Source organism: Limosilactobacillus vaginalis, from assembly GCF_025311515.1.
Taxonomy (GTDB): domain Bacteria; phylum Bacillota; class Bacilli; order Lactobacillales; family Lactobacillaceae; genus Limosilactobacillus; species Limosilactobacillus vaginalis.
The window spans coordinates 258,508-282,060 of sequence record NZ_CP104399.1; the positions used below are offsets into that span (position 1 = coordinate 258,508).

The 23,553-nt window shown below is 42.1% G+C and carries 20 protein-coding genes; 13 read left to right on the forward strand and 7 right to left on the reverse strand.

Annotated features, from left to right (window positions below):
• Window positions 1-138 precede the first annotated feature (138 nt).
• The 3 genes from N4627_RS01125 to N4627_RS01135 all read left to right on the forward strand — a co-directional run bounded on the left by N4627_RS01125 (window position 139) and on the right by N4627_RS01135 (window position 3,097).
• Window positions 139-1,428 (forward strand): PTS transporter subunit EIIC, encoded by a 1,290-nt coding sequence (locus N4627_RS01125; protein WP_169303853.1) that lies wholly within the window; start codon window positions 139-141, stop codon window positions 1,426-1,428.
• Window positions 1,415-2,314: an alpha/beta hydrolase gene (locus N4627_RS01130; protein ID WP_003717831.1), complete on the forward strand. Its 900-nt coding sequence runs from the start codon at window positions 1,415-1,417 to the stop codon at window positions 2,312-2,314. Before N4627_RS01125 ends, N4627_RS01130 begins: the two co-directional genes overlap by 14 nt.
• A 69-nt stretch (window positions 2,315-2,383) precedes the next feature.
• Entirely contained in the window at window positions 2,384-3,097 is a 714-nt protein-coding gene (locus N4627_RS01135; protein ID WP_003717832.1) for a class A sortase, read from the forward strand.
• 566 nt (window positions 3,098-3,663) lie between these two features.
• Here N4627_RS01135 and N4627_RS01140 read toward each other — a convergent pair.
• Window positions 3,664-4,134, reverse strand: coding sequence for a low molecular weight protein-tyrosine-phosphatase (locus N4627_RS01140; protein ID WP_003717834.1), 471 nt, complete (start codon window positions 4,132-4,134; stop codon window positions 3,664-3,666).
• A gap of 138 nt (window positions 4,135-4,272) precedes the next feature.
• Between N4627_RS01140 and N4627_RS01145 the strand changes: the two genes are divergently transcribed.
• The 4 genes from N4627_RS01145 (at window position 4,273) to N4627_RS01160 (ending at window position 8,833) form a co-directional block, all read left to right on the forward strand.
• Window positions 4,273-4,836: a LemA family protein gene (locus N4627_RS01145; protein ID WP_098044795.1), complete on the forward strand. Its 564-nt coding sequence runs from the start codon at window positions 4,273-4,275 to the stop codon at window positions 4,834-4,836.
• Window positions 4,837-4,846: 10 nt separating this feature from the next.
• Complete coding sequence (gene htpX / locus N4627_RS01150) at window positions 4,847-5,746, forward strand: zinc metalloprotease HtpX (protein ID WP_260964844.1); 900 nt, start codon at window positions 4,847-4,849, stop codon at window positions 5,744-5,746.
• A 135-nt stretch (window positions 5,747-5,881) separates the two neighbouring features.
• Window positions 5,882-7,264 carry a UDP-N-acetylmuramoyl-tripeptide--D-alanyl-D-alanine ligase gene (locus N4627_RS01155; protein ID WP_003717837.1) on the forward strand — a complete coding sequence of 461 codons (1,383 nt, stop codon included), beginning with the start codon at window positions 5,882-5,884 and terminating at the stop codon, window positions 7,262-7,264.
• 63 nt (window positions 7,265-7,327) lie between these two features.
• Window positions 7,328-8,833, forward strand: a complete 1,506-nt coding sequence (locus N4627_RS01160) for a DEAD/DEAH box helicase (protein WP_003717838.1) — start codon at window positions 7,328-7,330, stop codon at window positions 8,831-8,833.
• Window positions 8,834-9,059: 226 nt separating this feature from the next.
• Here the strand turns inward: N4627_RS01160 and dltD are convergent, their stop codons facing one another.
• The 5 genes from dltD to N4627_RS01185 are packed head-to-tail and all read right to left on the reverse strand — an operon-like array spanning window position 9,060 to window position 13,512.
• On the reverse strand, window positions 9,060-10,355 hold the full coding sequence (gene dltD / locus N4627_RS01165; protein WP_260964845.1) for a D-alanyl-lipoteichoic acid biosynthesis protein DltD: 1,296 nt from the start codon (window positions 10,353-10,355) through the stop codon (window positions 9,060-9,062).
• The gene (gene dltC, locus N4627_RS01170; protein WP_003717840.1) at window positions 10,348-10,587 is read right to left on the reverse strand and encodes a D-alanine--poly(phosphoribitol) ligase subunit DltC; all 240 of its coding nucleotides are present in this window, start codon (window positions 10,585-10,587) and stop codon (window positions 10,348-10,350) included. Before dltC ends, dltD begins: the two co-directional genes overlap by 8 nt.
• A 27-nt stretch (window positions 10,588-10,614) precedes the next feature.
• Complete coding sequence (gene dltB / locus N4627_RS01175) at window positions 10,615-11,829, reverse strand: D-alanyl-lipoteichoic acid biosynthesis protein DltB (RefSeq protein WP_098044793.1); 1,215 nt, start codon at window positions 11,827-11,829, stop codon at window positions 10,615-10,617.
• A complete protein-coding gene (gene dltA, locus N4627_RS01180; RefSeq protein ID WP_191337059.1) occupies window positions 11,826-13,352 on the reverse strand; it encodes a D-alanine--poly(phosphoribitol) ligase subunit DltA in 1,527 nt (508 codons plus the stop codon). Before dltA ends, dltB begins: the two co-directional genes overlap by 4 nt.
• A gap of 16 nt (window positions 13,353-13,368) precedes the next feature.
• On the reverse strand, window positions 13,369-13,512 hold the full coding sequence (locus N4627_RS01185; protein WP_081446198.1) for a teichoic acid D-Ala incorporation-associated protein DltX: 144 nt from the start codon (window positions 13,510-13,512) through the stop codon (window positions 13,369-13,371).
• A 253-nt stretch (window positions 13,513-13,765) separates the two neighbouring features.
• Between N4627_RS01185 and acpS the strand changes: the two genes are divergently transcribed.
• The 4 genes from acpS (at window position 13,766) to codA (ending at window position 18,033) form a co-directional block, all read left to right on the forward strand.
• Window positions 13,766-14,128: a holo-ACP synthase gene (gene acpS, locus N4627_RS01190; RefSeq protein WP_098044791.1), complete on the forward strand. Its 363-nt coding sequence runs from the start codon at window positions 13,766-13,768 to the stop codon at window positions 14,126-14,128.
• Window positions 14,121-15,245: an alanine racemase gene (alr, locus tag N4627_RS01195; RefSeq protein WP_191337060.1), complete on the forward strand. Its 1,125-nt coding sequence runs from the start codon at window positions 14,121-14,123 to the stop codon at window positions 15,243-15,245. The genes acpS and alr overlap by 8 nt, the downstream gene beginning before the upstream one ends.
• Window positions 15,246-15,428: 183 nt before the next feature.
• Window positions 15,429-16,805 (forward strand): cytosine permease, encoded by a 1,377-nt coding sequence (locus N4627_RS01200; protein WP_040531814.1) that lies wholly within the window; start codon window positions 15,429-15,431, stop codon window positions 16,803-16,805.
• Window positions 16,795-18,033: a cytosine deaminase gene (gene codA, locus N4627_RS01205; protein ID WP_098044789.1), complete on the forward strand. Its 1,239-nt coding sequence runs from the start codon at window positions 16,795-16,797 to the stop codon at window positions 18,031-18,033. Before N4627_RS01200 ends, codA begins: the two co-directional genes overlap by 11 nt.
• Before the next feature lie 225 nt (window positions 18,034-18,258).
• On the opposite strand, the gene cbpA is transcribed toward codA, so the two are convergent.
• On the reverse strand, window positions 18,259-18,894 hold the full coding sequence (gene cbpA / locus N4627_RS01210; protein WP_003717847.1) for a cyclic di-AMP binding protein CbpA: 636 nt from the start codon (window positions 18,892-18,894) through the stop codon (window positions 18,259-18,261).
• A gap of 271 nt (window positions 18,895-19,165) precedes the next feature.
• Here cbpA and pth point away from each other — a divergent pair, with 271 nt between their 5' ends.
• Window positions 19,166-19,726 carry an aminoacyl-tRNA hydrolase gene (pth, locus tag N4627_RS01215; protein ID WP_003717848.1) on the forward strand — a complete coding sequence of 187 codons (561 nt, stop codon included), beginning with the start codon at window positions 19,166-19,168 and terminating at the stop codon, window positions 19,724-19,726.
• A gap of 309 nt (window positions 19,727-20,035) precedes the next feature.
• Window positions 20,036-23,548 carry a transcription-repair coupling factor gene (gene mfd, locus N4627_RS01220; RefSeq protein ID WP_260964846.1) on the forward strand — a complete coding sequence of 1,171 codons (3,513 nt, stop codon included), beginning with the start codon at window positions 20,036-20,038 and terminating at the stop codon, window positions 23,546-23,548.
• Window positions 23,549-23,553 lie beyond the last annotated feature (5 nt).

A 23,553-nucleotide genomic window follows, 5' to 3' on the forward strand; every position in this document is an offset into this window, starting at 1 on the left:
GACGTTGGAAATTTCCAACGTCTTTTTCTTTTAAATTATTGAATTGGATCAGCAAAACTAACATTAAGGTAGGTATAATAAGAATAGCTTTTTAAAAGGAATGATGATCAGATGCTTCGGCGGTTAATAAAGATAATAATGAAGCTGAACAACTGCTCGTTTTTTCGGGTAGTTCGCCAAACCTTATCAATGTTATTTCCCTTTGCGTTACTTGGTTCATTCTCACAGATGATATACCGGACTTTTCTTAGTCAGGATGGGCTATTTTATAACGTTGCCTACCTTGGCGTTTGGGTGCCAGATTGGATCATGACAATTCTCCAGTCTGCCTTTATTGGGGTTAGCAAGATTACGTTTAACCTCTTTGGAATCTTGGTTGCCTATGCCGCAGCAAAATATACGGCCAGAATTTATCATCGTGACTCACAACTAGCTGGGGTAACGGGAATTGTCGCCATTCTGATCATTGCTTTTCGCTATGACCACGTATCGGTAGATCGGGCGATTGCCTTCAATTGGCGACTTCTCGGCACACAAAGTTTATTAATTGCACTAATTGTTGGCTATGTGATTGGCCAAATATACCACTGGCTGGGGATCGAGCGTAATTTTCAGAAAACCAACCAAATTATCAGTGTTCGGGAACGATCATTGTATGCGATGAAACCATTAGTGGCATCCGTTATGCTAGCAATTATTTTTACCTATATTCTGAATTTCAGCTGGTTAAGTAAGGTGTTACGGGGCGTTTATTCACAAATGGTGACTGTGGGACATAATAACCAGGGAATCCTTTTGACGATCGCTGGAACAACTTTAGTAACAATTTTTGATTGGCTTGGCTTGGGAAACGTAGCTAACTCAGGTGCAATCTTAAGCGGTGGGCCATTTGCAAGTAACTTGAGTTATGCTCTACGGCATGGTTCCGCGTGGCATGTTCCTTATCCGTTTTTCGGGGGTTCATTGTATAATTCATTCGCTAATTTTGGTGGCAACGGATTGTTACTTGCCTTGACAATTGCAATTATTATTACTTCCCAGAGCCAGGGACAACACCAAGTTGCTCGCTGGACGCTGCTGCCGACACTTTTTAACTCGGAATATGCGGCAATGATTGGGTTACCGATTATTATGAACCCGCTCTACCTCCTGCCGATTTTAATATTACCAATTGTTAATATATTAATTGCTACAGGGGCAATTGCGATTCATTTAATCCCACCAACTCCATATCCTGTTTTGGTTGGAACACCGGGACCACTGATTAGTTTTGTCGCTAGTAACGGTAACTGGTGGGTCCTAATCTTTACCTTGGCACTATTTATTTTGGATGTTTGGTGCTTCATTCCGTTTGTTAAGATCATTGATCATTTTGACAAGGAACTTTACTTAGATTCTTCGGAGGTGGACTACTATGTTCAAAAATGAAGGAAATCTCCGTAAAAAGAGTCGGCAAATTCTCTTTTCATTAATAGTTGTCTTAATCTTGATTGCTTTACCGACTTATTTTTGGATGAAACATACTAACCGGTATTTAGCCCTTCAGGAAAAGTCACGGATGTCACCGGTGATTATGGTTCCTGGTAGTTCGGCAACGAAGGAACGGTTTAACCAGTTGATTAACCTATTAAATAAGGATACTGACAAGAAGCATAGTGTTTTAAAACTGGAAGTATATAACAACGGTAAAATTAGTTACAATGGGTCGATTGCGCGGAATGATAATGAACCGTTCATTATCATTAGTTTTGAAAATAATCGGGATGGCCTTTCAAATATCAAAAAGCAGGCGGCAATGCTGAACGATGCGTTTGATGAGTTGACTGACCAGTACTACTTTAATAACTTTAAGGCGTTTGGTCATTCAAACGGTGGGTTAATTTGGACATATTGGCTAGAGCATTATTATTCTAATTACCAGGACAGCATTAAAATTAAAAGTTTGATGACCCTCGGAACGCCATATAACTTTGCGGAAAAGTCGATTCAGACCCCTACGCAAATGTTCACAGAATTAACCAAGTACCGCGATAAACTACCAAAAACACTAAATGTCTTTTCAATTGCTGGAACGGAAAATTATGATTCTGATGGTTTAGTGCCAGAAGAAAGTGTTCAAGCTGGAAAGTATATTTTCCAAAAGCAGGTCGCTCATTATACGGCGATGACGGTAACTGGGGATGAGGCTCAGCATTCTGATTTACCCCAGAATAAGCAAATCGTTAAGATAATTGAGGAATACCTGCTTGACGGTCGGAACCCAAATAATCCGGCAAATAGAAATAATGCAGGCAAAGGAGACAATGGCAATTAAAGTTTCTGTTCAAAAAATAGAAAACAGGTTATACTATGTCTAGCTAATTGAACGAGAGGGATAAGTAGGATGAAAAAACAGAGAAAATCTCGGGGATGGCTTCGGTGGACTGCGGTAGTCATCTTACTATTGATTTCAGTGGTGCTGATCTTTAACCAACAAATCAAGTATTATTTGACGGAAAGCTACCGACCACAGATTACCCGGCAAGCAATTAAGAAGAACCAAAGCAAGCAAAGCAGTGCTAATTATGATTATAGTAATGCTCAGGATTTAAGCTTACAAACCGTTGCAAGGGCGCGGGCAAAGAAGCAACCAATTAATATTATTGGTGAAATTACCGTACCAGCGATTGGCATGACGATTCCGATTGCTAACGGTGTTGATAACACAACGTTAGCGCTAGCGGCTGGAACGTTACGGCCAAACATGAAGATGGGTGAAGGTAACTATGCGTTGGCTGGTCATAATATGGCTAATGGTAGTAAGGTCTTGTTTTCACCCCTGTATTCTAAATCTAAGGTTGGTCAAAAAGTATACATTACTGACCTAAAGAACGTTTATGAATATAAGATTTATGAACGGAAGATTATTTCACCTTCACAGGTTGAGGTAGTTAATAACACCAAGAGCAAGATCATCACGCTAATTACTTGTGATGAAACAGGTGCTCACCGACTAATGGTTTGTGGTAGCTTTGTTAAGAAGATGCCATTTAAGGATGCACCACAGCAGGTCCAACATAATTTTAGTAGTAAGTACACAACTGGAAGAAAATCATAAGTAAAAGGGACGACAATTAACATTCAATATGCTGAACGTTAATTGTCGTCCCTTTTTTAGCTTTTGTGACTTTTGAGCTTAATGTAGTAGGAGCCTTGGCTGCATGGTTGAAACGCGTGTAGCTTAAGCTTCCTTCTAGGCAACACAGTCAGGATCTGCTCGCCAGGAACTTGCTAGAGCTAACGACCTCCACCTCTGATGATTAACATCATTCGGTGGAGAAATCGTTAGCCACCGGAAGGTTTTAACGTGCTCACACTCTACTTCAAACGTGCTTCGTCCGAGTTTCCTAGAGCTAGCAACCTCCTTCCTAGGCGCAAGTCGCCTTCGTCAGGAGAAATTGCTAGCTTTCCGGAAACTCTTTGGGACGAAGACACTCTACTTTTCCACCTTTTTAGCTTCATCCATTGCCTTCATTAATGAAGGGTTCTTTGAATGGCAGTCCTTGATCATTTGGTAATCTTCTTCGTTTAATTCAACAACGTACTTTGTCATATTAAGAGCCTCGCTTTCTATAAATCATAACTATACTATACCACAAGAATTTAGCAATATTTGGCAGAAATTTAGTGGTTCTTAACTTCGTGACTCAGTTTCTTTAACCAGAACGGGAGAGCTTCAGCAAGACTGCGGTAAGTATCCTCGAACCGGTGGGTGTACCAAGGATCGGGAATCACTGTGCCCTCTTTTCCCGGAACAATGTCGAATGCTTGGTAGATCTTATGGCGATCACTCGCTGGGGCCATTCGCAAAAGGTTACGTTTATTCATATCGTCCATGCAGACAATATAGTCAGCGGAGTCAAAGTCAGCTTTTGTAATTGGGCGCGAGACCAGACCGCTGGGATCTAAGTGATGGCGACGCATCGTTTTTTGTGCGCCAGGATGAGGAGAATTGCCTTCTTCTTCATTACTGGTCGCCGCAGAGTCAATTTTAATTTGGTCACTTAACTTTTCTTGAGCGACCATTTGACGGAACATCGCCTCTGCCATTGGTGAACGACAGATATTACCGAGACAGACAAAAATAATTTTCATTTTAACCACCTCATAATTAGCTTTCTTTTATCATACCGGATTTGCTAATTTTTTGCTAAATTGGTGATTTAAATGTCGCTCTTAACCGCTGAAGTTGATATTATAATTATTACGAAAAACGAAAGAGGAGGAAGAGAAATGGTAGCGACAATTATTATCATTGTAGTTATTGTGTTACTAGTTGCTCTTTACGCTGGCCTGTACAACGGCCTAGTACAATTACGGACCCATGCTCAGGAGTCATGGAGTCAGATTGACGTGCAACTTCAACGGCGAAACGACTTAATCCCTAACTTGGTTTCAACGGTTAAGGGCTACAGTAAGTACGAAGCAAGTACCTTAGAAAAGGTTACTCAGTTACGGAGTCAATTAGAAAATGTTCCAGACGATGATCGAGCACAAAAAATGGCGGTCTCTAACGAATTAACAGGAACGTTACGCTCCCTATTTGCAGTTTCTGAGAACTATCCTGACTTGAATGCTAGTACTCAATACCAATCATTAATGGAAGAATTAAGCAATACTGAAAATAAGATTGCTTATTCTCGTCAACTCTACAACTCAACCGTTGCTAATCTGGATGCCAAGATCCAATCATTCCCAAGTAATATTGTTGCGAAGATTCATCACTTTAAGCAAATGGACTACCTTCAAGCGCCAAAGGAATCAAAAGAAGTTCCAAAGGTTTCGTTTGATGATTAGGTGATGCGAAATGCTATACCAACAAATAGCTAAAAACAAACGTAAAACAGTTTTTGTTTTAGCCGGGTTCTTAATCCTTGTGGCTTTAATTGGTGCAGCAATCGGCTACCTATTTGCAGGGACAGCAGTAGGGGGAATTATAATTGCCGGAGTTCTGGCAGTAATTTATATGTCGGTCATAGTTAGCCAATCAACTGATGTAGTAATGAACATGAATAATGCTCGAGAAATTCATTCAGCACAAGAAGCGCCTGAACTATGGCACGTTGTTGAAGATATGGCAATGGTTGCTCAAGTTTCGATGCCGCGAGTATTTATCATTGATGATCCAAGTCCGAATGCATTTGCAACGGGGAATGATCCCCAACATTCAGCGGTTGCCGCAACGACAGGACTTCTCCAAATAATGAATCGGGAAGAACTAGAGGGTGTGATGGGGCACGAAATGAGTCATGTGCGTAATTATGATATTCGCCTTCAAACGATTGCGCTCGCATTGTCAGCAGCAATTACGGCTTTAGTTAATTTTGCCGGTAATTTCTGGTGGTTTGGCGGTGGGCGGAGTTCGGATGACGATGATGATAGTGCGATTGGTATTTTTGCCATCATTGGTTCAATTTTGTTAATTATCTTGGCTCCATTAGCTGCTTCGATTGCTCAAATGGCATTGTCGCGTAATCGGGAGTATTTAGCAGATGCTGGGGCCGTAGAGTTAACGCGGAATCCTCATGGCTTGATTAGTGCGTTACAAAAACTGCAGAACGCGCAACCGATGAAGAAAGTTGCACCAAGTAGTTCATCACTCTATATTAGTGATCCGGAACTTAACCGCCGTTATAAACGATTTGCGCACCTCTTCGACACTCATCCACCCCTAGATGAACGGATTGCACGATTAGAAGAGATGTAAGAAATTAAGCTGAGAGATTTACTCTTGGCTTATTTTTTTTGCGGTAAATCAAGATCTAAGTAGCTGACTCGTACTCTAATAGTGTGATATAATTAATAAGCTAGACTTAGATATAGGAGATAGAGGAGCTTTTCCATGAAAATGAAATTGGCCGAAATTGCGAAGGCAATCGGCGCAGAAAACAATATTGAACAATGGAAAGATGTTGAAATTACAAGCGTCGCATTCGATAGTCGACAGCTTGATTCAGGAGCATTGTTTATTCCACTTCAAGGGGCCCAGGATGGTCACCAATATGTTGAAAGTGCTTTTGCAAACGGCGCAGTTGCAACTCTATGGGCAAGTGATCACGATGTAACGACGACAGAGGATCAACCGATTCTTGTCGTTGATGATCCGCTTGAATCATTACAGCAGTTGAGTAAGTACTACTTACATAAAATTAACCCAATCGTTGTTGCGGTTACAGGGAGCAACGGTAAGACAACTACTAAGGATATGACAGCTTCAATCCTCAGTACCCAGCTGAACGTTACAAAGACTCACGCTAACTTCAATAATGAGATCGGTGTACCGGTAACCCTTTTGAACATGGAATCCAGTACCGAAGTTGTTGTAGTTGAAATGGGGATGGATCGTCCTGGTCAGCTTGATTTCTTGAGTAAGTTAGTATCCCCTGATTTTGCGGTAATAACAATGATTGGCGAGGCCCATATCGAGTTCTTTGGGACACGCGATAAGATTGCTGATGCAAAGATGGAGATTGTTCATGGATTGAAGGAAGATGGAACATTCATTTTTAATGGGGATGAACCATTGCTTCAAGAGCGCGCAGCTAATGTTGAGCAACGAAAGGTTACATTTGGCCGTCAATTAACTGATGATTTCTACGCAACGAGTGTTAATCAACACGAGACTTCAATCGATTTTAAGGTTAACGAATGGCCAGATGAGGAATTCACAATCCCGATGGTTGGTGAGTATAATGTTAACAATGCATTAGCCGCGATTGCAGTTGGTAAACAGCTTCACATTACGCCGGCGCACATTAAGAAAGCGTTGAAGAATGTTGAACTGACTGAAAATCGAGCAGAGTGGGTTAATGGTGCTCAAGGTGAACGAATCTTGAGTGACGTTTACAATTCTAACCCGACAGCTGCTAAGCAAGTGTTGAAGACGATTGAAGAATTGCCAACAACTGGCAAGCGGATTGCCGTTCTGGGTGATATGCTTGAACTAGGGGATGCCTCAGCACGGCTTCATGCTAGTTTAGCTGCTAATATTGATCCGAAGAAGATCGAAGAAGTTTACCTTGTTGGTTCAGAGATGGAGAATCTTCAAGATGCCTTGGAGAAGCAGGGGTATCCCGCTTCAGCAATTCACCATTATTCCACGGCTGAATTAGACAAATTAGTGGTAGATTTACAAGCAACGATTAGTGCTGATGATCTCGTATTATTAAAGGCTAGCCACGGGATTCATTTAGAAAAAGTTTTAGCAGAATTAACAACAAAATAAATTGTAAGACCAGCCGACAGACAGTGCTTGTTCAGTCGGCTGGTAATTTTTAGGAGGACCATATTGAAGTTTAGTGAATTAGGATTGTCAGATAGTTTATTAAAGGCAATCAAGCGGAGTGGTTATGAAGAAGCAACACCGATTCAAGAACAAACCATTCCAATGGTATTAAAGGGACAGGACGTAATTGGTCAAGCACAGACAGGTACGGGTAAAACAGCTGCGTTTGGGTTGCCAATTATCGAACACGTTGATACGGATAACCCTAATATCCAAGCAATTATCATTTCACCAACCCGGGAATTAGCAATCCAAACCCAAGAAGAATTATTTCGTTTAGGAAAGGATAAGCACGTTCGGGTACAGGTCGTTTACGGTGGAGCTGATATCCGTCGCCAAATTCGTAATCTGAAACAACATCCACAGATCCTTGTAGGAACACCCGGACGACTCCGTGATCACTTGAACCGGCATACGGTGAAATTAGATCACATTAAGACATTAGTGCTCGATGAAGCAGACGAAATGCTGAACATGGGATTCTTAGATGATATTGAAGCGATCATTGATCAGACGCCTGCTGATCGGCAAACACTCTTATTTTCAGCCACAATGCCACCAGAAATTAAGAAGATCGGGGTTAAGTTTATGACTGACCCGACAATGGTGCGGATTAAGGCTAAGGAATTAACAACTGATTTAGTTGATCAATACTATGTCAAAGCACGAGACTACGAAAAGTTTGATATTATGACCCGACTGATTGACGTTCAAGATCCTGACCTTACCATTGTTTTCGGTCGGACTAAGCGCCGGGTTGATGAACTATCACGGGGACTAGTTGCCCGGGGTTACAATGCAGCCGGGATCCATGGTGATCTAAGTCAGGATCGCCGAACTAAGATCATGAAGAAATTCAAGCACGGCGAACTTGATATCTTAGTAGCAACCGATGTGGCAGCTCGGGGATTGGATATTTCAGGGGTGACCCACGTTTACAATTACGATATTCCGTCAGATCCAGACAGTTATGTTCACCGGATTGGCCGGACTGGTCGTGCCGGGCACCATGGTGTTTCATTAACCTTTGTTACACCAAACGAAATGGACTACCTGCGAGAAATCGAAAAGCTAACCCGGGTTCGGATGTTACCATTGAAGCCGCCGACAGCTGAAGAAGCCTTTAAGGGTCAGGTTGCTAGTGCCTTTAATGATATTGATGAGTTGATTTCTCAAGATTCCACGGAACGTTATCAAGAAGCCGCAGAAAAGTTATTAGCAACTCATGACGCTACAGACCTAGTTGCTGCGCTTCTGAACGAAATGACCAAGGAACCAGCCAGTGATGTGCCAGTCAAAATCACTCCAGAACGGCCATTGCCACGGCGGAATCACCGTAATGGGCGCTCAGGACATGGTTACCGTGGTCCACGTGATCATCGCCATAACAACTATGGTGGTCATCATCGCCATAACAACGGTGGTCGGAGTCGTTCCCGTCGTCACGATAATCATGGTAGTAATCATTCTAGTCGACATGCGTTTAATATCCGTCATCGGGAAGATTAGACTAGCTGAGATTTAAAATTTAAGGCAATTCAGAGATTTAGTTAAACTGATACCTCTGAATTGTTTTTTTATTTAGGACTAATTGATAGTAAGTAAAGTTAATTGCTTATAAGTTACAGCTAATTAAATTCAAAAGCGACCCAAGAGGAAATTCCTCTTGAGCCGTTTTTTTTGATCAAAATAAAATCCCAGAATGAATTTATCTCACTCTGGGATTTACCGAATATTACTTATTCAATTTTTGTTCCTTAAACTGGTTTAGATTTTGTTGAGTAGGGATAAGATTTGCCCAAGTCTTGGTCAAGAACTCATCGCTCAAGTGATAGTGTGGTTGAGGTTGGTTCTGTTCAATGAACTTACTTGTAGCACTATCAAATTTAACCCAGCCAGCGTAACCAATGTGAATTGTATCTTCCATAAAGTAAGGCTTGTTACCGTCATGAGAAAGGTCAAGAATGTTATTAAAGCCTTGTTGGCCAAGTTGGAACTTAATCTTGTTAACTGTGCGGTAGTACATCTGCATATCCATTCCGGTGTATGCTTCCCACCGCCCATTAACTGGTGGAATAACGAACATTACGTTAGTGTTGTTATTCTTAAATTGATTTAACACAACTTGTAAATCGCCATATTCTGGTGATTGGTTATAGTTAAAGTGACGTTGTGAGCCTTTTAACTTCTTTAAGTTAGGCTTAACCTTCTTGGTATAGAAGGAATTCTTAACGTGGAAGTCATTATTATCGGTTTCCTTAGCAGCCTTATTAACTGCCATTTTATGTAACCGGGCTTCGTTGTATTTTGCCGGCAACTTATTAATTTGTGGCTTAATGAAGCGGCTATAATTATTATCTAATTGGATCCCTGAGAATAATGCATCCTGGTGTTGCAACAACGTTAAGCGGAAGTTCAAAATGGCTTTATCCCAGCTGCTTAACGGCTTCCCTTTAGCAATCTTGGCAGCGTCTTCAGCAACCGAACCGTCATTACCAATCATTTGAATTAATCGCTTGGCAACATACTGATCATATGGTGACTTTGGATTAGCCTTCTTTAACCAGGTTAAGTCGGCTAATTCACCGTTGTAGTACTTAAAGGCAGGGGGTAAAATCCCTTTTTTAACAAACCATTGTGGAGAAACAATATAAACGGCCTTTTGATCTCGCAACTGTCCTTCCATTGTAGTGATGTTAAAGAATTGGGGAAGCGATTGTGCACCACGTTGTCCTAAAAGGAACGGGGTGTAGTTATGATAACGAGCCGCCATGATTGATGGGTGGAAGTTATCAAACCGCCGTAATTCACTTGAACCAAAGAATGGAACATAGCGGGTATTCTTATCAGAAAGTGCTTGTTGTTTCAGTTTTTGGTTTTTGAAAACTACGGGACTAAGCGAGGAGGCAGCCCGTTGTTCAGTCTTAGCTGAATAGTGGCCGCCTAAAGGCATAGTAAAAAGAATTAAAATCAGAACAAAGGCAAGAATAACTGGGCCAAAGATATACCACAGTCGCTTGCGGTTAGTCATTTTGGAGCTCCTTTACACGGTCAACCATCTTATCAACTGAACTCCATTGGCTCCGGTCAAATTCGGAAACAGGTACTTGAATATCAAATTGATCTTGAAGTGCTAAAAGAACACTAACAGTAGCCATTGAGTCTAATAAACCATCTGCAAACAAGTCTTCACTAGTATCACTGAAGTCACTTGCGTCCCGACCAGTTGCGTCAGCTAAAATGTTAATAATATCGTCTTTCATTATAAAATCCTCCTAAATAAATCTCGATTACCCGAAGAAGTAAGTATTGAGGTAACCACTGAAGAGTAAGAACGTTAACATTACAAAGTTAAACGTTACAAAGATGGCAACACATTCTGTGAACTTGTTATGTGGCAGGTTCTTTAAGTGCTTACGTTTGTACCGCAGCCACCAGTCATTGATAACAAGTGCCAGTCCGTGCAGGAACCCATATAGAATATAATACCATGTAATTCCGTGCCAGAATCCCATTGTCAGCATGTTTAGCATGTACGCTGTTGCGGACAACGTGTTCCGGTTCTTGAACCAGCGTTTTTTGGTTGCCATGAAGACAAACCGCATAAAGATATAATCACGGAACCAGAATGATAAACTAATGTGCCACCGGTTCCAGAATTCCTTGATATTCTTAGATTTGAATGGCTGCTTAAAGTTCATTGGGGTCTTAACGCCCATAAAGTAACTGATAGCAACCGCAAAGAGTGAATATCCAGCAAAGTCAAAGAAGAGGTAGAAACCATAAGTGTACATTACCCCGAGCATGTTCCACGAAAATAATCTATCGCCCATGGCCGCTTGTTCGAAGTGCGGATAGAAACGTTGACCAAAGAAGTAAGCGATGACAAACTTGTAAAGGAAACCAAGGAATAGGTAATAGATCCCCTTTTCAACAAGCTTGAGATAATCGGAACGTTCAGGCGTCTTTTGGTAATCCTTAGAGAAACGCCGGTAACGATCGATTGGTCCAGAAGTAATGGTTGGCATGAAAAGCATGAAGCGAATAAAATGCCACGGTGTAATTTCTTTTACCATCCCATCACGGGTTTCAATGATTGTTCCAACCGCCCGGAAAGTAAGGTAACTAATTCCTAGGAAACCAAGCAACGAGTTATGGCCGACCATTGCCGGTGATAACTTAACGATAATGATTGGAATCAAAGAAAGCAGTGAGAAAAGGTAGAAAACACCGGTAGAATTATTATCTTTTCTGTAATGGTGGTAGTACATTACCAAAATGGTTTGGTAAATAACGTACGCAATTAGGGAAAAGAGCTGTTGCCAACTAGCACCATCAAACATCAGGAAAATGAAGATGAAGCTAATTAAAGCTTCGTACCACTGGAAACGTTTGCCAAAGTAAAGTCCAATACCTAGGGGAAGCAGGGCAAGTAGTAGGTAAATAAAATAAACTGGTGTCCCGTAAGCAGTGAAATTAGGTAAACTCGAGAGCCAATTAATCATTGGTTAGCCTCTTTGATTAATTGTTTAACTGCAATCTTGCCATTTGCAGACATTGGGAATGAGTCCCGATAGATGAATTGGGTTGGCATCATGTAAGGCATGATTAAACCATTAAGGCTTTCCCGAATTTCTTTGGTAAGTTGTTCCTGATCCTTAACCTCTTCCTTAGGGATAACGTAAGCAATGAGGTGGGCAACTTGACCATTTTTATTATATTTTGGAGCGGCAACGGCTTGCTTAATGAGCGGACTCTTTTCAAGGCTTGCCCGTACTTCATCAAGTTCAACCCGGAAACCGTGAAGCTTGATTTGGAAGTCCATCCGACCCTTATGGTGAAGAAGTCCATCCGCGTCAAGAGTACCGGCATCCCCAGTCCGGTAAGCGGGGACGCCATTAATCTTGAAGAAGGCTTTAGCAGTCTTTTCAGGATTGTTCATGTAGCCACGGGCAACACTATTACCACTGATAATAATTTCACCCTGTTGGCCTTGTTCAGTTAGTTGCTTGTCACCATCCCAGATTGAAAGTTCAACCCCTGGCTTAGCGTAACCAACTGGGAGCCGGTCATTATTAGCAACGATTTCTGGAGTAATTTCAATTCCGGAAATTGCTACCGTTGTTTCGGTTGGCCCATAGGTGTTAAAAATCCGTGCGTGTGGGAATCGTTGTTGAAGTGCTTTAGCAGTTTTAACAGTTAATTCTTCACCGCAGAACATAAAGATACTTAGGCTTGGCATCTTTTCTTCATTAAATGCTGGACTCAACATCAGCATGTCAGCAAAGGATGGTGTTCCAACGAAGACATTGAGGTCTAATGTTGGTAACGCAGTAAACATCTGCCCAAAGTTCTCCACTACTGAGTGCGGAAGAGCTTTAATGGTTCCGCCACTTAGTAAAGCTGGCAACCAGTACATGTTAGACAAATCAAACGAGTATGGTGGTTGACCAAGGAAGTTGGCGTGTTCAGGAATATTGAAATCTGAATCAAGAACCCAATCAACGAAGGTCTTGAAATTGTCGTGGCTAACCTCAACCCCTTTAGGAGAACCGGTTGTCCCAGAAGTAAAGAGAACGTATGCTAGTTCATCTCCGGAAACGGGATTAGTAGGGGTAAATTCTTGTTGATTTGCCAAAACGTTAGCGAGTTGTTCATTAGAAACCACTTGAGCATCAAAATTAAGGTCGTCACTTGGAAACTCATCAACGGCGATAATTAATTCTGGCTTAGCAGTATCGAGAATTGATTGGATCCGTGGAATTGCGGAATCAGTCGAGACGGGGATATACGGATGTCCCGCCTTTAATGCTGCTAAGAAACTAGTAATCATCTCAACTTGGTGATCACCGAACACCAGAATTGGGCTTTGGTGAGTCAAATCTTGCTTAGTAAGCCAAGCAGCTAAGCTATCTGAATTAGCTTTTAATTCAGCATAACTTGTTTGCTTTCCCATTTCGTCATAAGCAACCCGCGTTGAATTATCCTTGGCAACTTGGTCAAAGACAGTAACGATATTTGTATTCAATTCTATTTCCTCCACATTAGAATTCATTGTAAATGAACGGTTCTTGACCTGCTCCATAATAACCGTATAGGTAAATTAGCAGGAGAATAACGATAAAGTAGAATACCGTTTTTAAGATGAATGTTAGTGCAGGATGATTCTTAATGCTTTTACTAAAGATTACGAATCGCTCCTTTCGCTCATAAAAGCTAATATACCATAACGAGTTTAATACGTCATGGTAGGTTAGTTAATTGTCCCAGCAAAAATTTAAGATATTCGTAATTAAATTTTTACACCTATTTATTATAGATAATTTGCGGTAAGGTTCAAAGTAAAATAATGCAATCTTGCGAATTATTATTTATTTGTGCGAAAATAAGGGTTCAAACAATATTGACAGGCAAATTTTATTAATATAAGAGGTTATGACAGTGATTAAAGGGATTGGAATTGATATCACTGAAATTAAACGAATTCAGGAAATGCTTCAAAAGCATCCCCAATTTGTTAGCAAAATATTGACGCCAGCGGAAAAAAAGCAGTATGAGCAGCTAGGTGGCCCACGTGCGTTAGAATACTTAGCCGGTCGCTGGTCGCTAAAAGAATCCTTTTCAAAGGCATACGGGACAGGAATCGGTAGTGCAGTTGGCTTTCAAGATATTGAGATCGTTGATAACGAACTTGGTGCGCCAGTTGTTACTAAGGCACCATTTGAGGGCCGGGTCCATGCATCGGTTAGCCATACTGCAGTAAATGTAATAACAGAAATTCTCTTGGAGGAAACAAATGATTAGTGGACGTTTACGAGATACAAAATTAATTGTTAACTTAGGCGCGATCAGACACAATATTCAGGAACAGCAAAAGCAGCTGGCTCCTAACAGTAAGATTTTTGCAGTCGTTAAGGCCAATGCTTATGGTAATGGCTTGGTTCCGGTAGCCCAAACAGCAATTGGTGCCGGTGCAACAGGAGCCTGTGTTGCAATTTTGGATGAAGCATTGGAATTACGGGATAACGGGATTACCAAATTGATTCTGGTTCTCGGAATTACTCCAGTTGAAAATGCGCATGTCGCTGCGGAAGCTGGGGTGTCACTAACGGTTGGTTCTTTAGACTGGCTTAAAAATTATCACCAATTAGCATCAGCCAATCACTGGACTAAGCCATTAAAGGTTCACCTGGGAATTGACTCAGGGATGGGGCGGATTGGCTTTACGACCGTTGAGAGCTTTAATGAAGCAGTTGAGTTTGTCCGTGAACACCGTGAATTTGAATTTGAAGGAATGTTTACCCATTTTGCAACGGCAGATAGTGCAGATGAAAGCTACTTTAACAAACAAGTTAATAGGTGGGAACAATTCGTCAATAGCTTAAACGAACTACCGCCATTTGTTCATATGGCAAACTCTGCTACCGGAATGTGGCATCAAGAAAAAATCACTGCCAATACTGTCCGAATGGGAATCTCGATGTACGGACAAAATCCATCTGGTCGTGAATTAGCTGCGACTCTTGACTTAAAACCAGTGGAACAGTTGGTTACCAGTATTAGTTTTGTTAAGAAGCTCAAGGCTGGTGAATCAGTAAGCTATGGTGCAACCTATACTGCACAGGAAGATGAGTGGTTAGCAACCTTGCCAATCGGTTACGCTGATGGTTACCCACGCTGTATGACAGGGTACAAGGTCCTTGTCGACGGTCAATTTTGTGATATTGCCGGTCGGGTTTGCATGGACCAAATGATGATTCGTCTGCCTAAGCCCTACCCGGTTGGGACTAGGGTCGTTTTAATGGGCCGGTCTGGAGATAAGGAAATCACGGCTGATGATCTTGCTGATCAAGCAGGAACAATCAACTATGAAATTATGACGAATATCAACAACCGGGTTCACCGGGTTTATACTGATTAGTTGCTTGACATCGTTGATCCATTTGATATAATTTAGTTAATTTTATAGGTCCTTTAATGTAGCCCCGTGAGACTACAAAAGACTACCGAATTAATAAGCAGTGATCTACAGTCGACCACGCAGAGATTGGATAGCCTTGAGTTCTTTACGGGACTCAAGGTTATTTATTTAGGAGGAACGATTGTGGAAGATAAACAACACACGCCGATCTTAAGTATTCCCATGAAGAGTCGGCGAACAACAAGATGGGACATGTTTGCGACCTGGGTTGGGGCAAACGCAAATAACGGAACCTGGTTTGTCGGTGGTGTTCTTGCGGCTTGTGGATTCGCTGTGGCAATGAAGGTGCTGGTCCTTTCATCGGCCTTATCATATGTATTCCTGAGTCTAATTGGTTATATTGGTTATAAAACAGGGGTTTCGACCATGGCAATTAGCCGGGCGTCCTTTGGGGAACGCGGTAGCTACTTGCCATCACTAGTTAACATTACTCAGTTTATTGGGTGGACGGCAGTTAATACCTTTATTGCTGCTCAATCAGTTAGCCTTATTTTTCACCAGTTGCTTCACTGGCCGCTTTGGGGACAACCGGGCGGTGATAAAGGGCTGGTTGTTGGAATCTTGATTATGAGTGTTCTCCATATTCTCAGTGTTTCCAGTGGTTCACGGTCGGTTCAGCTGATTGAGCGAATTGGAATTGTCCTTGTCTTCATTTTTGTGCTTTGGGAATCTGTTGCTGTTTTCAAGACAGTTTCAATGGACCAAATTATTGGCTGGCATGTACCAGCAAAGGCACGGATGGCTACCGGAGCAGCAATTGATTACGTAGCTGCTTTTAACCTGGCCTGGGTGACTGCCGGTGCTGACTTTACCCGTTTTACTTCAATTAAGAATAATGCGATCCATACACCATTTTGGGGAGCATTGATTGGGGTTGTGTGGTTTGCCTTTATTGGTTTAATTTCCACAATTAGTATCGCCATTTCAAGTGGTGTTTATAATGCCAACAACTCAGATCCGTCAACAATTGCAAGCAAGTTAGGCCTTGGAGTTGTCGCATTCTTGGTTATTATCCTGACGTCAATGACTGCCAACGCGGTTAACCTGCTTGCTGCCGGGTCAGCCTTATCGAACATCTTTATTCGGTTACGGTTAAAATACTCATTGTGGATCGTGGTTCTCTTAGCAACAATCGTAACCTTTATTCCAATGTTTGTTGGGAGCTTCTTGGATACTTTTGAATCGTTCCTTGATTATGTTGGGATGGTTCTTGGACCAACAATTGCGATTATTTGTACTGATTTCTATATTCGTGCGCACCGTCACTATGAGGTTAAGCAATTAGGCTTAATTAACGGTAAGTACTGGTACCATCACGGCTTTAACTGGATTGCCTACCTTGTCTTTGCATTGGGAGTAGCGTTCTTTATTGCCGTTCACCAAATGCCATTTTTTGCCAACACGGTTGGAGCCACATTTGTTGATATGGTGCTAAGCGGATTGTTGTATTACATTTTAATGGCCATTTATGACCGGAAAGGATCACGTCATGTTAATTAAAAGTGTACACATTGATAATGATGAAGAGTTGAAGGATGTCCGCGTTACTAATGGTCAATTTACTGAAATTGCTACTGAAATTAAGCCGCGTGAAGATGAAAAAGTCATTGATGGTAATGGTGCATTGATGTTGCCACCGTTTGTTGACTCCCATGTTCACCTGGATGCTACGCTAACGGCTGGTGAGCCTGAATGGAACGAAACGGGAACTTTATTCGATGGTATTCGGATTTGGAGCGAACGGAAGCAGGACCTTTCGATTGAAGATGTTAAGCGGCGAGCCAAAGCTACAATTAAGAACATGGTTGGTCACGGAATCCAGCATATTCGGAGTCACGTTGACGTTACGGATCCTCACTTAATTGCCGCTCGAGCCTTATTGGAGTTACGAGAAGAGTTAAAGGATCAGATTGATTTACAGTTAGTAGCGTTTCCTCAAGAAGGGATTCTGAGTTTTCCTCATGGCCGTGAATTAATGGAACAAGCCGTTAAGGAAGGACTTGATGTTGTCGGTGGAATTCCTCATTTTGAATTTACTACTGAGTATGGTTGGCAATCAGTGCATTTCTTAATGAAGTTGGCGGACCATTATGATCGACTGGTTGATGTTCACTGTGACGAAATTGATGACCCCGCTTCACGGAACCTCGAAGTTTTAGCAACCGAAGCCTATGAACGGGGAATGAAAGATCGGGTAACCGCAAGTCATACAACTGCAATGGGATCATACAATGATGCCTATACTTATAAGCTATTCCGCCTATTAAGGATGAGTGAGATTAACTTTGTTGCTAACCCATTAGTTAATATTCACCTTGGTGGCCGGTTTGATACTTATCCAAAGCGTCGGGGAATGACTCGGGTAAAGGAATTAACTGAAGCGGGGATGAACGTTTCCTTTGGTGAAGACGATGTTCGGGATCCGTGGAACCCACTTGGTAATGGAAACATGCTTGATGCTGTAACCATGGGTGTTTATGCTGGTCATTTAATGGGCTACCACCAGCTTCAAGATGCATTTAAGTTTGTTACATATAATGGAGCTAAAACACTTCATATTACCGACCAATACGGGATTGAAGTTGGCAAGCCAGCTAACTTTATCCTGTTAAACGCTCCTGACTTTTACAACGCCTTGAACAAGCATGTCGAAGTATTAGCCAATGTCCGCCACGGCAAAATCCTCGCTCAAACCAAACCAGCGGAAACAAGGGTGAATTTAAAGTAGAGTGCCTTCGCTCCAAAGAGTTTCCGGAAAGCTAGCAATTTCTCCTGACGAAGGCGACTCGCGCCTAGGAAGGAGGTTGCTAGCTCTAGGAAACTCGAGCGAAGCACGTTTAGACTATGTTGCAGTAGAAATTAATTCCGGAAAGCTTCTGCTGAAATGTAGCAGTTAATTACACTTTAACTAATAAAGGGATCAAAAAAAGGAACCAACATGTTGGTTCCTTTTTTAAGCTTCATGTAAATCTTCAATTTCAGTAACTTCAAAGCCCTTTTTGGTCAACCGTCGAACGATTCGCTCCATTCGGTCATGATCAACATCTGTTGGCAAAGTAAACAGAACCTGCTTAACAGATGAGTGATCAGGATCTAAAGAAATAACGTTAACGATTTGACAGAAACGGGTAATTTCCTTTGCGGCATTCATTAAGGCGCCTCGTTCATCATGGGCAACGACAGTTAAAACGTAGCTACCGTTGTTAACGTTCCATCCGGCTGCTAGCATTCGGAGCAAACGGTTGTGAGTTAGGATGCCATAGAATTGGTTGTTTTCGTCTAAAACAGCAATGTATGGGAGATCACGGATCGCAAAGAATACGGAGAAAAAAGCAGAGTCGATGGAAACAAATTTGGTAGAGTTTTTAAGTAATGAGGTTACTGGGAGCGTCATATCGCCATTTCGTGACTTGTGACGGTAAATGTGCATTTTGTAGATATTACCACGGAAAATTTTCCCAGACTTATCTAAAATTGGTACGCAACGATACCCAGTATTTTCCAGGACAGTCAATGCTTCCTGAAGGGTTGCGGTTTCGGGCAGGGTGGTAAGGTCTGCCTTTTTTTTAATGAGCGAACTAAAAATCATAATGTTCTTCCTTTACTAAATAAAACGTATTAAGTGCATAAATCATCATAACACAGAATTGATCTTAGTATTAGAATAAAATGAGAGAATTAAGAATAACTAATATGATACCTAAAGAAGGGCGAAGTTAATTGTTTTAGTTTTAGTCATGGCTAGGGTATAATAACATTCAGGTAATTCTACATAATCAGAATTGAACGAAATAAATAAGCATCAGGCTGCAACTAAGGCGGCCTTTTTGCATTTGACTTAAAGGGGACGAATTAAAACAATGAAAATGATTGTCGGCTTAGGAAATATCGGAACTCGCTACGATGAAACTCGTCATAATACCGGGTTTATGGTAGTAGAACAATTAGCCCGTGATTATCACTTGGGAGCCTTTACGCATCTTAAGCAAGAGGCTGTTGCCGTTACCGGAATGATCAATGGTGAGAAAGTAATGATCGTCAAGCCAACCACCTTCATGAATGATTCTGGAAGAGCTGTTGGTCCGCTTGTTGATTATTATGATATTGATCTTGATGATTTAGTAGTAGTTAATGATGATCTTGATATGCCAGTAGGTAAAGTTCGGTTGAAGACTCATGGTGCTTCAGGTGGTCATAATGGGTTGAAGAGCATCATTAACGCATTAGGAACTAATAAGTTTAACCGCATTAAGGTCGGAATTGATCATCCTAAACACGGCACCGTTGTTAGCCACGTTCTTGGTAAATTCACTAAAGAAGAACGCCCAGATTTCGACCAAGCCGTCCTTACCGCCGAACACGCCCTCGAAGACTGGATCAACGGCGAAAACTTTGCCCAGTTGATGAATGAATATAACTAGAGCGCGAGCCAGCAAAGAACTTGCGGAAAGATAACACTAACTCCCGACAAAGGCGTCTTGCGCCTAGGAGGGAGGGTGTTATCTTTCCGCAAGTTCCTGGCGAGTGCATTTCGGCTGTGTGGCCTAGGAAGGAGGTTGCTAGCTCTAGGAAACTCGGGCGAAGCACGTTTAAACTAAGTTGCCTAACCCTAGGCGGAAGTTGCGGTCACGGCGAGCGCGTTTCGGCTCAGTCGCCTAGAACATTAGCTCTAGCAAGTTCCTGGCGAGCGCATTTACTATTAAAAATTGTAACAGAAAGGAGGAGAAACCATGGAATTAACAGATTTTTGCACCCGAACAAAGGAATTTAAGCAAGTCTTGACAGCAATCCAAAAGCATCAGCGACAGTTAATTACTGGTATTTCTGGCTCGGCACGAACGCTACTGCTTACGGCACTGCAGAAGAGCCTTAACCAGCCCCAATTAGTGATTACTGATAGTCTTTTTCATATGCAGGAGTTGGCAGCGGATTTAGAGAACCTGTTACCAGAAGAAGAAATTTATCAATTCCCGGTAGAAGAAGTTTTAGCTGCTGAAGTAGCAACGAGTTCACCAAATTATCGACTACAGCGAGTTCAAGCATTGAACGCATTAATTAATAACAAACCGGCAATTGTGATTGCATCAACTGCCGGACTTCGACGAAATATCGTTGCGCCAGAATTATTTAAGCAGGCAGAGTTATCACTTAAGGTCGGTGGTGAAATTGATCCTGAAAAAGCAGCAGACCAATTAAGTTCAATGGGATACCAGCGCCAAAAGATGGTTCTGCGACCAGGAGACTTTGCGGTTCGCGGATCAATTATTGATATTTACTCCTTAAATACCGATGATCCGGTGCGGGTTGACCTGTTCGATACCGAGATTGACTCCTTGAGGTATTTTGATGCTAGTACGCAACGAAGCATCAAAAACGTTGACGAAGTTGAGATCCTTCCCGCAACTGACTTTATTCTTCCGGTTAATGAGTTTAAGCGAGTAGAAGAAAAACTAGCCGAACAGTATGGACAGTTAAAGCGTCAAGCTGATGGGGAGGATGAACTAGAGCAACTGGCAAACCGGTTTGAACCACTGCTTACGGATCTAAAGCAGCACCAGTTAACTAACGAATTTCTTACCTATACTAATTTGATTTATCCGCAGGGACATTCTCTTTTGGATTATCTTTCTGCCGATGGTGCGGTTCATATTGATGATTGGACACGGATTAAGCAGACAGCTAAGGAGATCAGTGAAGAAGAATTAGGATGGCTGGAAGATAAGGCCAAGCATCACCAAATCTTACATGCGGTTAGTCTTGGTCACGATGTTGGTCAGCTAATCAGTCGTGACAAACATGCTCAAGACTTTTGGGCGCTCTTCCGGAAGGGGATGGGCCAGTTACGGTTCAAGGCCCTTACCGACTTTGGTAGTCGAACAATGCAACGGTTCTTTGGCCAAATGCCACTGTTAAAAACTGAAATGCAACGGTGGCTTGATCAGGGGCAAACCGTTATTTTAATGGCGACTAGCAAGGAACGTCGGAACCAGATTGCCCAAACAATGGATGATTTTGGGATTAAAGTTACCTCAACCGAGTTGAATCGTCTTCAGCAAAATATTGTTCAGTTAGTGCCAACCAACTTGGCAAACGGCTTTGAAATTCCCCAGATGGGTCTAGTAATCATTACTGAGGGGGAAATGTTTAAGCAGGTCAAGAAACGGCGAATTCGTCCGCAGAAGCTTGCTAACGCCGAACGGATTAAGAATTACTTAGACTTAAAGCCTGGAGATTATGTGGTTCACGTTAACCACGGGATTGGAATTTTTAGCGGAATCCGGACCATGGAAGTTGATGGTGTTCACCAGGATTACATGGTAATTAATTACCGGAATAATGCGCAGATCTTTGTTCCGGTTACCCAATTAAACTTGGTGCAAAAATATGTTTCAGCTGAATCAAAGACTCCTCATATTAACAAGCTGGGTGGTAACGAATGGGCTAAGACTAAACGTCGCGTTGCTTCTAAAGTTGAAGATATTGCTGACGAGTTAGTTGATCTATATGCCAAACGGGAAACCGAAAAAGGGTACGCTTTCCCTAAGGACGATTACCTCCAAAAACAATTTGATGCTAACTTCCCTTACTCCGAAACCCGTGATCAATTGCGAAGTATTGCGGAAATTAAGGAAGATATGGAAAAGGCTAAACCAATGGATCGGTTGCTGGTCGGGGATGTTGGTTACGGGAAAACTGAAGTTGCTTTACGGGCAATTTTTAAAGCAGTTACTGGCGGAAAGCAAGTAGCCTTTCTTGTGCCAACGACCGTCTTAGCCCAACAACATTACGACACGATGAAGAAACGGTTTGAAGGTTTTCCGATTGAGATTGCATTGATGTCCCGCTTTAAGACAAGAAAAGAACTGAAAGAAACCGAAAAGGGGCTTGCTGACGGGACGGTTGATGTTGTCGTCGGTACGCACCGAATCCTATCTAAGGATGTGCATTTCAAGGACTTAGGGCTATTAATTGTTGATGAGGAACAACGCTTCGGGGTTAAACATAAGGAAAAACTGAAACAATTAAAGAACAATGTTGATGTCCTAACGTTGACAGCCACACCGATTCCTCGAACACTTCATATGTCGATGCTTGGTGTTCGTGATTTGTCCGTTCTGGAAACACCTCCTGCTGGTCGGTACCCAATTCAGACTTATGTGATGGAACAAAATTCGGGTGCAATTCGTGATGGAATCCTTAGGGAAATGCAGCGGGGAGGACAAGTTTATTATCTGCATAACCGGGTAATGGACATTGAAGAGACCGTCGCTCGCTTGCAACAGTTAGTTCCTGAAGCACGGATTGGCTACATTGATGGACAAATGAGTGAGAACCAGCTTGAATCTGTCCTTTACGAATTTATTCAGGGCGGGTATGACGTGTTAGTGACGACTTCGATTATTGAAACTGGGGTCGATATTCCGAATGTTAATACCCTCTTTGTTGAGAATGCTGACAGAATGGGTTTAGCCCAGCTGTATCAGATTCGTGGACGAATTGGTCGGAGCAATCGGGTTGCTTATGCCTACTTTATGTACCAGCCGAATAAGGTTTTAACGGAGCTGGGTGAGAAACGGTTAGCGGCAATTCGTGATTTTACCGAGTTAGGGTCAGGATTTAAGATTGCAATGCGCGACCTATCAATTCGTGGTGCCGGAAATCTTCTTGGAAAGCAGCAGCACGGCTTTATTGATTCGGTCGGTTATGACCTGTATTCTTCAATGCTGAGTGATGCTGTTGCTAAGAAGCAGGGGAAAAAGCAAGTTGATAAGTCAGATGCGGAAATCGAGCTGGGTGTTGAAGCCTACTTGCCTGATGATTACATTAACGACCAACAACAGAAGATTGAGTTATATAAGACCATCAGGACCGCAGCTAGTGATGAAGAACTCCTTGATATTCAAGGTGACTTGATTGATCGCTTTGGTGATTATCCAACGGCTGTCGGGAATTTACTCCTGATTAGTCAGTTGAAGCTCCATGCGGATTTAGCAATGATTGCAAGCATCAAACGGCAACGTGATCAAATCATGATTACTTTTACCGAAAAAGGGAGTCGGAACATTACGGCACCACAAATTATTAAAGAATTAGCCCAAACAAAATTTAAGGCAACGATTGGTGAAAATGATCGTCAGCTGAATGTTCGACTGGTAATTCAACCGAAGATGACCATTGATGATTGGCTCCACCAGCTTCTAAAGTTTGTTACGGCATTGAGCAACCTAAAGAAAACCAAATAGGAGAA